The sequence below is a fragment of the Paenibacillus sp. FSL R7-269 genome (assembly GCF_000517865.1).
In the GTDB taxonomy this organism is placed as follows: domain Bacteria; phylum Bacillota; class Bacilli; order Paenibacillales; family Paenibacillaceae; genus Paenibacillus_AQ.
Genome location: NZ_ASPS01000047.1, coordinates 87,032 through 102,269, shown reverse-complemented (window position 1 = coordinate 102,269; position 15,238 = coordinate 87,032). Strand labels below are relative to the sequence as shown.

At 42.6% G+C, this 15,238-nt stretch carries 16 protein-coding genes; 13 read left to right on the top strand and 3 right to left on the bottom strand.

The genetic code is table 11. The features are described 5' to 3' along the window. Nucleotides 1–14 precede the first annotated feature (14 nt). The 12 genes from C162_RS20845 to C162_RS20800 all read left to right on the top strand — a co-directional run bounded on the left by C162_RS20845 (nt 15) and on the right by C162_RS20800 (nt 10,361). Nucleotides 15–1,007 (top strand): HD domain-containing protein, encoded by a 993-nt coding sequence (locus tag C162_RS20845; protein ID WP_036697261.1) that lies wholly within the window; start codon nt 15–17, stop codon nt 1,005–1,007. A gap of 113 nt (nt 1,008–1,120) precedes the next feature. After that, on the top strand, nt 1,121–1,600 hold the full coding sequence (locus tag C162_RS20840; RefSeq protein ID WP_036697259.1) for a ferritin-like domain-containing protein: 480 nt from the start codon (nt 1,121–1,123) through the stop codon (nt 1,598–1,600). A 181-nt stretch (nt 1,601–1,781) separates the two neighbouring features. Continuing rightward, nucleotides 1,782–1,973: a hypothetical protein gene (locus tag C162_RS35525; protein ID WP_076161985.1), complete on the top strand. Its 192-nt coding sequence runs from the start codon at nt 1,782–1,784 to the stop codon at nt 1,971–1,973. 1,160 nt (nt 1,974–3,133) lie between these two features. Next, nucleotides 3,134–4,078, top strand: a complete 945-nt coding sequence (locus C162_RS20835) for a phosphotransferase (protein ID WP_162174487.1) — start codon at nt 3,134–3,136, stop codon at nt 4,076–4,078. 511 nt (nt 4,079–4,589) lie between these two features. Next, nucleotides 4,590–4,946: a GNAT family N-acetyltransferase gene (locus C162_RS37005; protein WP_268748815.1), complete on the top strand. Its 357-nt coding sequence runs from the start codon at nt 4,590–4,592 to the stop codon at nt 4,944–4,946. A gap of 342 nt (nt 4,947–5,288) precedes the next feature. Next, nucleotides 5,289–5,684, top strand: coding sequence for a VOC family protein (locus C162_RS20830; protein WP_036697255.1), 396 nt, complete (start codon nt 5,289–5,291; stop codon nt 5,682–5,684). A gap of 328 nt (nt 5,685–6,012) precedes the next feature. Beyond that, nucleotides 6,013–6,789 (top strand): hypothetical protein, encoded by a 777-nt coding sequence (locus tag C162_RS34520; protein WP_051493795.1) that lies wholly within the window; start codon nt 6,013–6,015, stop codon nt 6,787–6,789. A gap of 2 nt (nt 6,790–6,791) precedes the next feature. Further along, nucleotides 6,792–7,316: a GNAT family N-acetyltransferase gene (locus C162_RS20820; protein WP_235218493.1), complete on the top strand. Its 525-nt coding sequence runs from the start codon at nt 6,792–6,794 to the stop codon at nt 7,314–7,316. A gap of 327 nt (nt 7,317–7,643) precedes the next feature. Beyond that, nucleotides 7,644–8,087, top strand: coding sequence for a GNAT family N-acetyltransferase (locus C162_RS20815; RefSeq protein WP_036697251.1), 444 nt, complete (start codon nt 7,644–7,646; stop codon nt 8,085–8,087). 564 nt (nt 8,088–8,651) lie between these two features. Continuing rightward, nucleotides 8,652–9,209, top strand: a complete 558-nt coding sequence (locus C162_RS20810) for a helix-turn-helix domain-containing protein (protein ID WP_036697249.1) — start codon at nt 8,652–8,654, stop codon at nt 9,207–9,209. Between the two features lie 30 nt (nt 9,210–9,239). After that, nucleotides 9,240–9,719 carry a YbaK/EbsC family protein gene (locus C162_RS20805; RefSeq protein WP_036697247.1) on the top strand — a complete coding sequence of 160 codons (480 nt, stop codon included), beginning with the start codon at nt 9,240–9,242 and terminating at the stop codon, nt 9,717–9,719. A gap of 174 nt (nt 9,720–9,893) precedes the next feature. Continuing rightward, nucleotides 9,894–10,361 (top strand): GNAT family N-acetyltransferase, encoded by a 468-nt coding sequence (locus C162_RS20800; RefSeq protein WP_036697246.1) that lies wholly within the window; start codon nt 9,894–9,896, stop codon nt 10,359–10,361. Between the two features lie 367 nt (nt 10,362–10,728). On the opposite strand, the gene C162_RS20795 is transcribed toward C162_RS20800, so the two are convergent. Together C162_RS20795 and C162_RS20790 are read right to left on the bottom strand one after the other, a co-directional pair. Next, nucleotides 10,729–11,637 carry a copper amine oxidase N-terminal domain-containing protein gene (locus C162_RS20795; RefSeq protein WP_235218492.1) on the bottom strand — a complete coding sequence of 303 codons (909 nt, stop codon included), beginning with the start codon at nt 11,635–11,637 and terminating at the stop codon, nt 10,729–10,731. Between the two features lie 305 nt (nt 11,638–11,942). Beyond that, nucleotides 11,943–12,650 carry a hypothetical protein gene (locus tag C162_RS20790; RefSeq protein WP_036697244.1) on the bottom strand — a complete coding sequence of 236 codons (708 nt, stop codon included), beginning with the start codon at nt 12,648–12,650 and terminating at the stop codon, nt 11,943–11,945. Nucleotides 12,651–13,379: 729 nt separating this feature from the next. Between C162_RS20790 and C162_RS20780 the strand changes: the two genes are divergently transcribed. Continuing rightward, complete coding sequence (locus C162_RS20780) at nt 13,380–14,513, top strand: GGDEF domain-containing protein (RefSeq protein ID WP_327196388.1); 1,134 nt, start codon at nt 13,380–13,382, stop codon at nt 14,511–14,513. Nucleotides 14,514–14,581: 68 nt separating this feature from the next. On the opposite strand, the gene C162_RS20775 is transcribed toward C162_RS20780, so the two are convergent. After that, nucleotides 14,582–15,154, bottom strand: coding sequence for a CGNR zinc finger domain-containing protein (locus tag C162_RS20775; protein WP_036697240.1), 573 nt, complete (start codon nt 15,152–15,154; stop codon nt 14,582–14,584). Nucleotides 15,155–15,238: the final 84 nt, after the last annotated feature.

The window sequence follows — 15,238 nt, the reverse complement described above, 5'->3', positions numbered from 1 at the left end:
GAGGAACCATTGGAATGGACTTTCGGTTAAGACTTGATGGTGCATTAGACGAAATATATGAACCGCTATGGCAGTTACGGATTCAGCTCACCGATGAAGAAAAAGCGCTGCTCCGAAGCAAGAAGGTGCGGCGGCTTCATTACATTCGGCATGGAGGAGCTTCTTTCATCAATACCCACCATACCTACAGCCGCTTACAGCACACGTTAGGTGTATTTGCGCTTATAGCGCATTTTGAGCCGGATAATCATACGTTGCGGGCAGCAGCATTACTGCATGATATCGGGCATGCGCCTTTCAGTCATACACTAGAATCCCTTCCAGGCGTGGATCATCATGAATGGACGCGGGAGGCCGTGTTTTCACAGGAGATTGTCGACATCCTAGTCCGTGCAAATATTCGTACAACTGATGTTATGGGCTATATAGATGGATCAAAGCGAAGCCTATTGAGGAACAAGGACGGAATTCTTCATGCAGATCACCTGGACTCCTGGGTCAGAAGTGCATTTGTCGGCGGTTATCTGACTATTTCGACTAGTGAACTTTTTGAAGCGATGAGCTATACAAATGAAAATCTCCAGTTCACACTCGAAGCTGGCAAGCAGGTCACCGAGCTCATATGGGAAGAAGCTCGTATGCAAGCTTCCCCGGCTAACATTGGCGTAAACGCGATCATGAGGAGGCTGGTGAGCCGCTTAGTACATAAGGACGCATTCGAAGCAGCGAAGTTGCCAATCATGATGGATACGCATATCGAGCAGTTGCTTTATAGTGATCCAGACACACGGGAAGAGTATGAGAAGTTGCTCATGGAATCATGGCGAATTCGTGTGTCGCGGGAAAAGCCTGCTTTTCCAGTGGAAACGGCAGTACTGAGTAAGCTCTATCTCGCAATGCCGCTCATCCAAGGTATGTTGATCACCGAATGTTCGCAAGACTGCCTCGCTACGATCAACCAGCTTACAGAGCTGCTAGGCACGTACTACGTTTGGTGGGAGCTTTAATATAGGATGAATCAACATCACGGTGCTGATAAACCTTTCTCGAATAATCACACTCTGGGCTTCTATGCATATAATTGATGATGTGATTATTTACATTTCTGGAGGTTAAGCTCATGAATAGGATTTATCCGTATTGGTATAGATCACAATTTGTCCCCGTTTGGGCCACTACAACACAAGAAGCACTTGAACTAATAAGGAATGCGGTACAAGGTGAACGGAATGATGAACTTTTTTATGATCAACTCATCAAACTGGCTCCGAACCAAGAACAAGTTAACGTGATTACCTCTATCCGGAATGATGAAAGAGGACATAATCAAATGTTTCGGCAAATGTATAGGGAATTAACAGGACATGAAGTTACAGGAGTTAGCAACGAAGCTCCGGATAATGTTAATTCATATATTGCCGGGTTGCAACAAGCCTTCCAAGGTGAATTATCTGCTGTTGAGAAATATCGAAAGATATGGTTCGGTCTTCCGTACGGCATTTACAAGGATACTCTGTATGGCATTATTCTGGATGAGCAAAAACATGCGGCTAAATATAACAATCTCCTGCTGCAAAACTTAGCTGCGAATCAGTTCTGATATCCCACGCACGGATAGGCCTCTTCTCTCATAGGGAGCGAAGGGGCCTCTTCGCTGATTAATACGCGTCTAGTTTTCACTGGCAGTATCTGTTACGTGTGCATTAACACATTTTATTAATGAAACCTACCATTGGGATAATTCGTATTAATGGAAAAATATTCTGTTGAGGATGGTTATTATGATTCAAGAAAACACAACTTGTAAAGCTTGTGGAGGTACTACCTTTGCTAAAGGTGAAGTGAACGCTGTGGATGCTAGATTAATGCCGATTGGTAAAACATTTTCTTTTGGCTCCCCGGTTATATATACATTTTGTAAAAAGTGCGGAGAAGTAGTCTCCATTAGAGTTAAAAATCCGGATAAATTTTGAACATAACATTACAGCTTCATGTTTCAACTCACAAAAGAAAGGTGGAATTATTTGTAACTTGGAGGTGTGGCACTTGACTAATAATCAATTAGTACCAGTTATTCTTGCGTTCCTCGCGGCTATTAGTTGTTGGACTGTGTTCCTAAGTAAGCGTAAGAAAAAGTAAATTGGTTTTTAGAGGGGAGATCCAAGCCCCCCCAGTGCATGGTAGCATGGATTATATGCACTGCGCATACGTATACCAATTTTTGTAGCTGTTTTTATTAAGCCCCTGGCGCTCAGTAACTTGTTTGTATCATTGTTCTTTCAATATATAATGGTTATGTGTCCTCTCCTTCGAGGGAGAGGGAGGTTAACCCTCCCACAATCCTTGTCCTCGGATTCTTCGTTCTCTACCCTAATTCGAGCGTTGCAATAAATGTATTGCAACCCTTTATTGTAATGGTATATATTGTATTTATATACCTTGTTGGAAGGATGATTTAACATGACTCGAAGCCAAAGTACATATTTCACGATATGGCTATCTGCTTTAACTATTTTTTTGACTCTCGATTTTATGTATATCGAATATCGTGCTATTATGTTTGGTTTAACGACTTTTAGCTGTGCCGTTGGTTTCTTTAGACACAAGAATGCTTAAACCTGGCTTATATCAGGCTTTTTTATTTACCTGTTCTCGCGGTCCTGAGTGTCATACAGATGATTCCAAACGATTTGATAGCTAACCTGCAATCCCTTGATCTTCGTCTCATTAACCGCTCAACCTCCGCTGCGTCTTCGACCGGCTTAATTCCGCGTGTCTTGTACATTTGAATCATCAGATTGCGCAGTCCAACATACGGCTGTAACCACGGGTTGTGCTTCGCGAACTCCTGAGAGCTTTTGTCGATGGTCACAACCGGGCAGATGATACAACCAGTAAGCGCGCCGCATGGGTCGTCATTCTTTTCGCCGGCTCAAGCCTTACGCTGCCGCAATCCACATTCTATGAAGGTCTTCTGCTTATAGTCCATGGTTTCACTCCTTTCTGTTACGCCGTATGCCAGGCATTAAGCTAACAGACAGATTAGTGAAGCAAAAGGTCTTAAACTTTTCTCACATTGAAAATGAGCAATATGGTATATTTAGGCAAAATGTCATATGAATGGGTGAACAAATTGACGTTAATAAATAACTACCTCCTAAGATTGGTACAAGAGACTGTAAAGAAATATATAGATCCTAATGCAGAAGTTGTAAGTATTGAAAGCACGCCTATTAGTATGGGCTTACAAGCAGTTGAGTTAATGCGCCATAGTGTACAATTGAAGATACTTGACGAAACATCGAAGTGGTCCCTTGTTTCAAAATATGCAACCATGATAGAACGACAGGTATTGACGAGGCTTTACTCCCAAGGAGCAAGTGTACCTTTTTCTTTTTCCTATGGTTCTGAATTAGATGAAAGGTTTCTTATTTGCATACAGGATGTTGATTATCAAACAAACTATAGTAACATAAATGTTAGTTTACTTCAGAAGAGTGAAACGAAGGCACTAGCCTACATTCACGCCTCTAACTTTGGCCAAAGAAACGAACTTTCATGGTTACCTGAAGTAGACAGCTTATATATAGAAAAGACGATATTCGAGTGGTGGAGACCCCAATGGCAAGCTGCTAAGAAAAATGAACAGTTTATAGATATCTTCGGGCATTACATCCCCTTAGTGGAAGCTGTTGCTGATACGATTATTGAGGATATTAAACATGTAATAAATGATGAAAGCAGCCAAACGTTAATTCATAACGACCTTAATCCAGGAAATGTATTGGTACATAACAATTCTGATGTACTCTTTATTGATTGGGAAGCAGCTAGGTATGGCTCTTTATTTTTAGATATCCCACTCCGTTGTGTTACCTTGGAACAAATTAAGGATTACAGGGGGCTACTGGCTGATAAAAGCATAGAATTTTCTTATGATCATTTCAGTCAAATGTATGGAATTGCTTCCCGCTACCTGGGACTTAGATATATGAGTTGGAATTTAGGAGCTTGGTCTAATAATTCTTACGCCAAAGATAACTTAAAGAAATATTTAGACATGGTGGTGGGAAATTAACCAACCTAACGAAAAACGCTAGTTAAACAACACATTGGCTGCTTATGACTTTGTTATTCGTTCAGAGCTGCCGCAATAGGCTGCGGTTTCTCACCGTACATACCCCCCCTTTACTGTACAGTTTGCGTCAATAGTCCACTGGTCCACCCTTGGCAGAGTACATAAACTGAAATCCCCTTTCTGTTACGCCCTATCTTCGGACTGTGCAACAATCACTATGGCTCTCGATGATAAAGGAGATTAATTAAGCTCCCAGGCAGTAAATTTTGACTATAGGAGTACTTTCCCAATCTCGAAGAAGAAATTGGTGTAATATTATTTGCATTAAAAAGAAAAGGATGCGATTTACATTAAAGTTAGATCAGAACAATTAAATGATTTTGGTGAAGTATTTAAATTGAATTATTTGGCTTTTGGAAATAGGGAAGATGAATCAAAATTAATTGAAAGCATTAGAATATCTGATGATTTCATCCCTGAACTATCCCTTATTGTGGAATAAAATGACAAAATAGTAGGTCATGCGTTATTTAGCAAAGCTGAAATTGTTGACGATGAACACTCTCATGAGGTCATAGTTCTTGGCCCTATTGCAGTATTGCCAAGCAACCAAAAAACAGGGATTGGTGGTACACTAATTCAAGAAGGCTTAAAAAGATGTGAAGCATTAGGTTATGAATTTGTATTCGTAATAATAGGACATCCGACTTATTATCCGAAATTTGGATTTAAGCCAGCGAGAAACTGTGGATTTGAACTAAAGCAATTTGACGTACCAGATGACGTTTTTATGGTCTTTGAATTAACAGAAGGAAAGATAAAAACAACAATTAAGGGCGAGTTGAAGTATCCAAAGTCCTTTTTTTAATTGATGTATTATTCGAACTATCGTTCTGCTAGCAGAACACGCTAGTTCAAAACGCTGCGGCAGTCTTTGGCTTTGTTTACTCCTTCAAGGCCGCCGTCGTTTAATATTTGGGGGTAACGTCCAATCGCTTTCTTACGACACAGTTTGCGTATATAACTCATCTTCGTTTGGTCGCTCCCCCTGTGGGAGCGTAATTTGATAACGCATACATTTACTATTTCTTCGTACTGCGCAATAGTCACTATGACGCTCTATGAAAAAACCATTTAAGCCAGCGGGCAGGATAGTATGGTAACCACCTTGAAATAATTATCGAGATAAATTAAGAAAGGGGCTGAGTAGATGGAAAATGGAAAAATCTTAGGAATCGCATATAATGTAATTCCGGTTAAAGATGTAAAAAAATCTGCAGAATGGTTTGTCAGTCATTTTGGTTTTAACATCAGAAATGATAGGGGAAACTATTTAAGCTTATTCAGGGACAGCCGTCCAATAATTGATTTAATTGAATCTGATAATGACACAAGAGCAGTGTTTGAAGTAAATGGACGGCAAAGGTGGATTGTAACATTTTTTACAGATGATATTGACTCATTACACATGAGGCTAACATCTGGGGGAGTTACGACCAGACCTATTAGCAATGAAGGCATTTACGGCAAGTTTTTTGTTTTTGAAGACCTAGATGGAAACTTATTTGATGTATGGGAGCATAATGATTGTGAGTTAATCTTTTAAGAAAGCAATCTAACATGATTTTTCCCTCTCAGTAACTTTAAATAAAACTTTCCATCCCATAAGTTAACATAAGGTGTAAACTGGAAGCAGATTTTTTGAAGGAATGGACTTAATGCAAGTTATTAAATCTATAACAGAGTGCCCAGAACGTCATATTGAGCTTGCTGAATAGGTTAAAGAAAAGTGGCCAAATGTAAAGAAGGTGGTCCTCCCAAAAATTGATGAAAGTTTATCGACTGAAGCTAGTACGACACTATAAAGTAATTTATCGCAACATGATTTGTTCCTATTAAACATGGTGTGCTATATGCGTAAGGAGAATACTACATTGATACTACTCAGATCCAAAAGGATCAAAATCATCACCTTTTCTACCATTCTGATATTCGCTCTTGTCGTACTAATCTTGTATTTGAGTTATGCGAAGCAAACAAATGCTGTATTAGTCAAATACTCTAGAATGAACCAAATTGCTCCTAATGTATTCGTTGAACCTGAAATCAATGAGAGTGAAAAAGCAGAACTAATCCATTTTGTTCAAATATCTTCTGCGAAAATTAATGTACTTTTTGGTCCAAAAGAATCGGCCCCTGTTGTAATCTATGCAAAATCAAAAAAGGCTTTGGATAATTATGCGGATTCTGATATTGGACAAACTTATTATTATCCATGGAATAACTACATTGTTATCGGCTCAAGGGGTTATAACGAGAATGTTATTGCTCATGAATTCACCCATGCAGAATTAAGAAAGAGGCTCAAAAACAGCAGCAAAGTGCCAGTATGGTTTGATGAGGGGCTAGCCGCTATGGTCGATGGCCGATTTACAGATAATGAAAAAACTTGGAAAATCCAAACGAAAGACGGCAAAGAATCAATAAATTTCGACCTATTGGACTCCCACTCTGCATTCCAGCCTAATGCTCAAAGTCGTATGAACTATGAACTGGCGTGTTATGAGGTTTCGAGGTGGTATGGAATTGTGGGTACTCCTGGTCTATTAAAGCTGTTGGATTCTCTGAATGAAGGTGAAGAATTTATTAAGGTGTATAAAGGGATCGAAAGTAATATGAGTGATGAAGCTAGAGGAGGTAATTTATATTGAGTATGCAGTATAGAAAATTAGCGATTGAAGAGTGTGTACTGATAAATGATATAAATCCTTCACAATACATAAATAATGCATGGAGAGAAGTTGATGGAAAACGCCAGTTAGTCAAAATTAATTATCAAGATTCTGATTGGGCTAATGGTTATGAACATCATTTCAACAGTTTAAAAGCAACTATATTAAGTAACGGTGAAGCGGTTGGTGCTTTTGATGAAAACAACAAATTAATAGGGTTCGCAACATTAAATCGTGAGTTCTTTGGTGAAAAATATAAATACGTTTTATTAGACCAGTTATTTATTTCATTAGAGCATAGGAATAAAGGAATTGGTAGAAAGCTATTCTTAATAATCGCAGAAAGAGCTAAAGCGTGGAAAGCAGATAAAATATATATTTGTGCTGGTTCTGCCGAGGAGACGGTTGCATTTTATTTTGCAATTGGCTGTAAAGAGACGGTAGAGATAAATAAGAAACTATACGAAAACGATCCAAACGATTATCAATTAGAGTTTCAACTTTAGTAGATTAGTCTGTTCAACTAACGAGAAACGTTGTTTCATCAACATAGCGGCAGTTTATGACTCTGTTTTTCGTTCGGAACTGCCATGATAGGTTGAATTTTCACCGTACTATCCCGCTCTTACTGAACAGTATACGTCAAAAGTTCACTAGTCCACTCTTGTAAACAGTGTACAAATTAAAATCCCCTTTCTGTTACGCCTTATTCTCGGACTGTCCAACAAGCACTATGACTCTCGATGAAAATGCTTCATTAAGCTAACGGGCAGGATTGCTTCATTTAATCGACGAATACTTTATTGTGAATATCTTAATAACGGGGGCAGGGTATGGAAATTAAGATACGAGAAATTATAGCAAACGATTATAATGAAGTTGTTTTCTTATGGAACAATGTACTTGGCGTTCATACTGTTACGGATGAGAACTTTCGCGTTAAGATGGAACAGATGAGAATGGCGGGCAATTACAAAACGTTTGTTGCGTTACTTGAGAACCATGTTGTTGGTTTTATATCTAGCGTTCATGCATTAGCTGTAGGGTCTGCGAATGATTATCTGCATATAACCGGACTTGCTATACATAATGATTTTCAGCGACAAAAGGTAGGCACTAAACTGTTAAGATACACTGAAAATTATGCGAAAGATTGCGGAATATCCAGCATAATTCTATGCTCAGGGATGAGGCGAACCGAGGCTCATGCTTTCTATGAACAAAATGGCTATGACAAAGATTCATACTGCTTTGATAAGTTTATTAAACTTGACTAATGAATAACTATTTTGCGTTTAACTAACGAAGAAACGTTAGTTAAACAATAACAGCGGCAGTCTTTGACTTTGGTTTTTAGTTCAGAGCTGCCGCGACAAGCTGAGTTTTCTCCCCGTACTATCCCTCCTTTAGTGCGCAGTATACGTCTACTGTTCACTGGCCTCATCTCGTGCAGAGTACATAAATGAAATTTCCCATCCCATAGTTAACTTAAAGTGTAAACTGGAAGCAGCTTTTTCAAGGAGTGGACTTAATGCAAGGTATTAAATCTATAACAGAGTGTCCAGAGCGGTATATTGAGCTTGCTGAATAGGTTAAAGAAAAGTGGCCAAATGTAAAGAAGGTGATCCTCCCAAAAATCGACAAAAGTTTATCGGCTGAAGCTGGGTTGCCATACACATTCCTACTATTGGAGAACGACAAGTCGAAAAGATTTATCGTCATGGATTGCACCATTGTTCATTGATGAGAATGAGAGTGGACGGGGTTTGGGTTACTTCATGGAACGTATTGTATAGTGCTATATTTGTATATTATAATGAACAAGAAGGAGGTGCTATTTCTTGAATGCTATACACATCAGGATAGGAAACAACCTGCAGCGTATTAGAAAGAATAGGCAGTTAAGCTTAGATAAGCTCGCTGATTTAACGAAGGTTAGCAAAGGTATGCTTCATCAAATTGAGCGGGGAGAAACGCAGCCCACAGTGACAACCGTGTGGAAAATTGCTACGGGACTCAATATTTCGTTCTCATCTCTACTTAAAGAGGATGACGCATTAGTATCCATTGCAACTCGAAAAGAAATTCCAGATTTAACAGAAGACAATGGAAAATGTAGAGTGTACTTACTGTTTCCATTTGATCCGCAGACACGTATTGAAACGTTTACGATTATTCTCAGCCCTACTTGTAACTATGTTTCATTCCCGCACAATGATGGGGTTCAAGAGTATATCACGGTTACCTCCGGAGTGTTCAGTCTACAGATTAAGGACGAAATATACGAATTACAAGAAGGCCAGGCTATAAAATTTACAGGCAATATTGAACACCGTTATATCAATAAATCGGACGAAGATGTGACGATACATGTGATTATGCATTATATGGATTCTTAATTGCATGTAATGATTAAGGAGGAATACACGTTGACAAGTCAACTTAAAGATAGTGCCCAGCAGGTTCAAAACAAACTATTGGAACTGGGGTATGCAAATCAAGTTGTAGAACTGCCTGACAGTACACGAACTGCACAGGAAGCTGCCGATGCGATAGGCTGCGAGGTTGCACACATAGCGAAGTCCATTATCTTTCGGCTCAAAAATGAAGATAAACCCTTATTGGTTATAGCAAGCGGAGTCAACCGGATTAACGAAAAACAAATTATTAGCTATCTGAATGACAAATTGGGAAAAGCTGACGCTGATTTTGTACGTGAACACACAGGATTTGTTATTGGAGGCGTACCGCCTTTAGGACATAAAGAGTCGATCCTCACTTTTGTTGATCAAGATTTGTTACAATATAGAGAGATATGGGCTGCTGCCGGACATCCAAGAGCTGTGTTTCAATTAACACCCGAAGAATTAATTCAAATGACAAACGGACGAGTCATCTGTGTAAAATAAATTCATGTCTACCTTTCAAGTTAGCTCGCTAACGGGGATGTTAGTTCTGTGTGGCGAGTACGCCCCTAAAGTTAGGGCAGTGTAGTTTGGTTTTATTCAACTTTCACCTGGTTTTTAAAGAAGTCTGTTTGTATAATTATTCCATGCGCAGCCAGTCAAGAGGAGGAATTAATTATGCACATTCAGACAGAACGGCTCAGCATTACCCCTTTTACCCAAGAAAATTACATAAAAGTATCAGAAACATATTCTGTTAGAAATCATATCATTAACTATTTAGATAAGCTTAAAGAGGACCCTGAATTATTAGGCTGGGGTGCGTGGTTTGTAACCTTGACGGATAATCAACAAATTATCGGTGATATTGGCTTCAAGGGAAAGCCTGATCATCAAGGAATTGTAGAAGTTGGATTTGGCCTTATTCCTGAGATGCATAATATGGGTATAGCCACTGAGTCGGTAGGAGCTATTATAGAATGGGCCTTATCATCAAAAAAAGTCCAAAAAATTGTGGCCGAGTGCCTTATCGATAATATTCCGTCTATCAGAGTTCTGGAGAAATTGAGTTTTACACGAACCGGAGTAGAGAACGGAATGATAAACTGGGAATTGGTAAAGGATCAATCTCTACACTCACACTAAGAGTCTGATATTCATACCATAATGCTCATGATATAATCCCAAAAAAGGGGGGGATTGCGTTGAGCGGGTTCATAATCGTTGTTCTTATTTTTATTATAATTTTTGGAGTATTCAGGAAAAAGAGGTGAGTCCGCTTGACTCTTCAAGCTGTAATTTGTGGGTGATACCCGGTGTGCGGTGATTGGCGATGTGGTTTTGACCGATATGCTTGCAGTCTTTGGATAAATACCGTCACCTGTGGTATGAGCAGGCAGCACCAGATTATATTGCGAAGGACCTCCTGGATGCGGCAAAATGGTTGGTAGGCACACTAAAGCGGACAACGCCTGGATAGAGCTACGTTGTCCGCTTTTTCAATGACAATGGGTTAAGGCTTCACCTCTCCCGGAATCTCAAAAAACACCTCAGAATTCATATCCTTCATTCCCAAAGTAGTCACGTTCCCGTCAGGATCAATGAATCCATAACCCGCTGCTCCAATATGTCCCATGAAATGGTAGAATACGACCCGGCCCGTTAGTTTGGGGAGTGTGCCGTCCTGGTTGGTAATTTGGTAAGGTTTAAAGAACAGTCCGCTTGCTGCTTTAACCTTCCAGTCGAAGGTGGCGGTCCACTTGACTTCGCTATGGTCCCCCACAACCTCATAGTAAGAGATACTGTTACCCCCGGATAGGAAAAATTGGTCGGCCCTGCCCTCCGGGAAATAGTAATCGAAATTGCCTCCTTCTACGCCACTCACTTCAAATTGTTTAAGTGCGCTAACTCTGGGCAGTTTCAGGGCGGCGGTCCGGGCTTCAGCCAGATTAGAGGACGCTAATTGCTGCTTAAGCTCTTCACTGGGCCTCGAAGCGACGAAGACGATCCGCTGCTTGGGATTCCACAAGACATAGGCTCCGGTCGATTCAGCGATGAAGCGTAAGGGAACCATCACCCGCCCTTTTCGGATGACCGAAGCTGCTTCGAGTTTCACTTCTTTATTACCGATCTTTGCTGTTTGTTGGCCTGCCACTAAGGTCACGGTCTGTCCGTCCCGGGTAAGCGTGACTGTTTTCGAGGCGTTGTTCCATTGGATGGAGCTGCCGGGGATTTTTTGGGCCACCTGCAGGGGGACCATCGTCGTGCCATTCGTGATATATGGGGCCACATCTGTATCCACAAACGAGTTGTTCATCGAGATCTGAATGGCAGCTGATGCGGCTGAAGCCGTTCCCATTAAGGCACTTCCAGTGAATAGCATTGACGCGATAAGCCACCCGGCAACGCCTTTTTTCAACATTGTGTTCACTAATGCAAATCCTCCTTGTTCCAATTTATGTTTTATTCTTCCTGCAATTGTAGACGCACGAGAGAGGAGAAGGTTGCTATAAGTTAGGCTTGTGAGATAATCTATATCGAAGTTTGCGCCAACGTAATACGCTGTATCATGATAGGGAGGACTTACGGACTTACCGTGGAAATAAATAATCGTATTATCAAGCATTACCTGAAAATCGTTCTGTTCATAAATGGGACAGCCTATGCTGGAAAATCAACGATGGTAAAAATGCTGGCCGATAAGTATGGGTTACTTCTAAACACTTGCTATAAATTTTCGGAGTTGAACTCCTTTAGGCGGATCAAAGGTTTTTTCCTCTGAGTTCCTTTTTTCGTTGTGGTATGTCCTTGTTCGTCCGTTCTTCTCTCAATAAATTGTCCGGTCAAAAAATTGATATCATCCTCGTCCGCTTGATCTATGGTGGTTGCTCCTGTAAAGTAGCTACCGCTCGTGTAACCGATCAAAAACCAATCCTTATCTTGATACCGGAATCTATATTTGTTATACCATCTCCAGTTGCTCCCCCCATAATCGCTAACCAGGACAGAACCCCGGTCAATGGTCAGGCTATCAAAAGGATCGCCCCAAACTCCGCCCTCATCCGCCCGCAAAATGACATTTTTGGCGATGATGGATAGGGTGTACTTATTATTTTTGCCACCAAAAGCAATTAAGAGTGACCGTGGAGACGCCTCGTCCTTGACTGAATTCTTCTCTATGACCATTGCAAGATCGGAGACACCGTCTTTATTTAGGTCACCTTTGGCGATGGCCTTCTCTCCGAGAACAGGCTCTAGAATGTGCCAACCTGCCGGAATTAGTGCATTGATATTATCTGCTTTGGCCGCTGGCTTTGGGGTCTGGGTTGGCGCTGCTTTCGCCTCCGCAGTTTGAATTTGAGAAGGATCAGTACACCCTACTATGTAGCTTATAAGGGCAACAATACCTACGGACTTTACTATTAGTTTTTTCATCGAGTCAGATTCCCTTCTTCTTCATACGTTTCAGCTTAGTAATGACCTGTCCTTAGTATATCGAATGGATTGATGGACATGTAATACCTTGAACACAACAAAAAAACTACAATATTGAGAGATTTATAGTTATGCAGAATACTTGCGATGAATTAAAATGGAAAAAGAGAATCGGTGCGAATGCCAAGCTCCCATGAAATCTCAAGGATCTTCGCACCTCGAAATTTGTCGAATCCTTGAAAGATCGAGAGTGCTAGTTGAATGTCAAGGTGTGATTCATACTTTACTGATATAATATTAAGGGAAAAGAAGTAAAACGATAGGGGAAAGGCATCGATTATGCCCATTTCCGCTGTCGCACTCTACATGAGTGCGTGGATTGAAATCGGATGAAGCCTGGCTTCGCGATCGGCGCGTCGGCGTAGCTCCTCATGTAGGGGTGTGTATTAAAAGTGGGGCGATCGGCACTATCACAGGCATGGTCTGGCCCCTCCTTATGTACGAGCATGTATTGAAATCGCACAAAGAATAATCGCCCTCATACCAACACCTGCCCCCAAGCTCCCACCCCCCGTCCTTTCGCCCCTATACTTCACCAATCCCACTAACCCTCCCCCACCCCCCACAAGTACATATCCCGCAAGTGAGTATCCGACCCGGACCCTGGCATGTTAGAATAGGACCAATGTGTACATCCTATGTGTGAATTTAATCGGGGGGGGGCAACAGGTGAGAGCGTTGAGATTGAGAGATTACATGGGCCCTTCGGAGACTTCGGCGCACCGGCAGGCGAAGTGGGTCAAGCGGTTTCTGTATACGTACTGGCTGGTGATTGCTCTGCATTTCCTGGCCCAGCTGGGGTCTTTTGTATGTTTGCCGTATCCCATGGGAGCGCACGAGTTCTACTATGATGTGTTGCTCTATCCGACGCTACTAATGAGTGCGGTGGTTGGGTTGACGCAACTGGTGGATGTTGCGGCACCGAAGTATTCCTTCGTGCTGCTGTTTGTGGCGGGGACAATTATCGCGATGATGATTATTCATCTGAATATGGATATACGGATTATCGGGGCGTTGATGCTGCTGCCGATTATTGCGTCGGCGATCTTTTTTCGGCTGGATCTCACCTTGTTCACCTCTGGCCTGCAGGCGGCGGCCTTCTTCATTCTCTACCGCTGGGATTACTGGTTCAAGTATTATCTGACGGATTTCGACCTGATTGCGATCCCGCTCTTCCTGCTAGTTGGCACGCTGGTGGCGGGGATTATCATCATTAACGGGCGCGAGTTGGCAAGCGATCTGGAAGCCACTCTGACAGCCAAGCAGGATCTGATGATTGAGAATGCGGTGATCCGCAAGCTGTCTACCACCGATGCACTGACAGGACTGTATAACCATATTTCTTTTCACGAATTCTATGAAAAAGCGATGGAATACGGCAGTCAGGGTGCCCCATTCCATCTTGCGCTGGTAGATATCGATAATTTCAAGCGAATTAACGATAAATATGGACACCGTATGGGGGATCTGGTGCTGGCCCGGGTCGCGCAGATCATCAAGGACCATCTCTCTCCCGCAGACATTGCTGCCCGCTACGGCGGCGAGGAATTTGCGGTGTTGCTGTTCGAGAAGAGCTTCGAGGAGGCTTACACCCTCATGGATTGGATTCGCCACCGGCTCTCGGAGACGCTTCATGAAGAGATGGAGCACGGGGCGGTGACCGTCAGCATTGGCCTCAAGAGCTATGCCGAAGGCGCCACCAAAGAAGCGCTGTTCGAAGAAGTCGATAATCTCCTCTATACGGCCAAGCACTCCGGCAAAAATACTACGCTGACCCCGCTGACGCAGCGGAATGCTGTGTAGTCAAATTTGTCTCACCTGGTAACCTGCTTACGCTGCCGATGATTCATCCGCCGCCTCCGGTAACACGCTTACTCCTTCGAAGGCTCACCCTCCGCTGCTTTTTTGCGTGCCCGGAACCGCCGGACCTTCATCAGATTCCCGCACAGCTTGTCGTCGCAGTACCGCTTCGAGCGGTTGCGGGTATCGTCGTAATAGGCCCAGAGACAGTCGGGATTCCCGCAAATGCGGAAGCGAGAGGGCTCCTTCTCCAGCAGCGCAGCCGCAAAAGAGGCGGCAACCTCCGCCATAATCTGCCCCCAGTCCGCACGCTGCGGCTGGAGGGAGATCTCGGCTTCACCTGCTGCCGTCCAGACCACCTGCCGTATCACGGGCCCGTCGCTCATGTACGTATTCAACTGCGCAAGCAGCGCTGTGGACGGAGACTCTCCCGTGACCAGCCGCTGCAGCTCGTCCCATAACAAGCCGCGCAGTCCTTTGAGCTGCTTCAGCTCCTCCGGCCGGGGAGGGGCTGCTGCCGGCAGCTTGTGCTCCACCAGCCATTCCGCCAGCCATTTGGGGTCCTCCAGCCGGTCCTGGTCCGTGCTCCGGTCACTAGTCCGCCAATTCCGCCAATAGCTGTTCATGAAATCTACCCACAGCAAGCTTCATCTGTCCCTTCACATGTTCTTTCCCTTGATTGTAACAGTTAAAACTGAGTTACACTAGTTACTTGATACGCTCTGGCA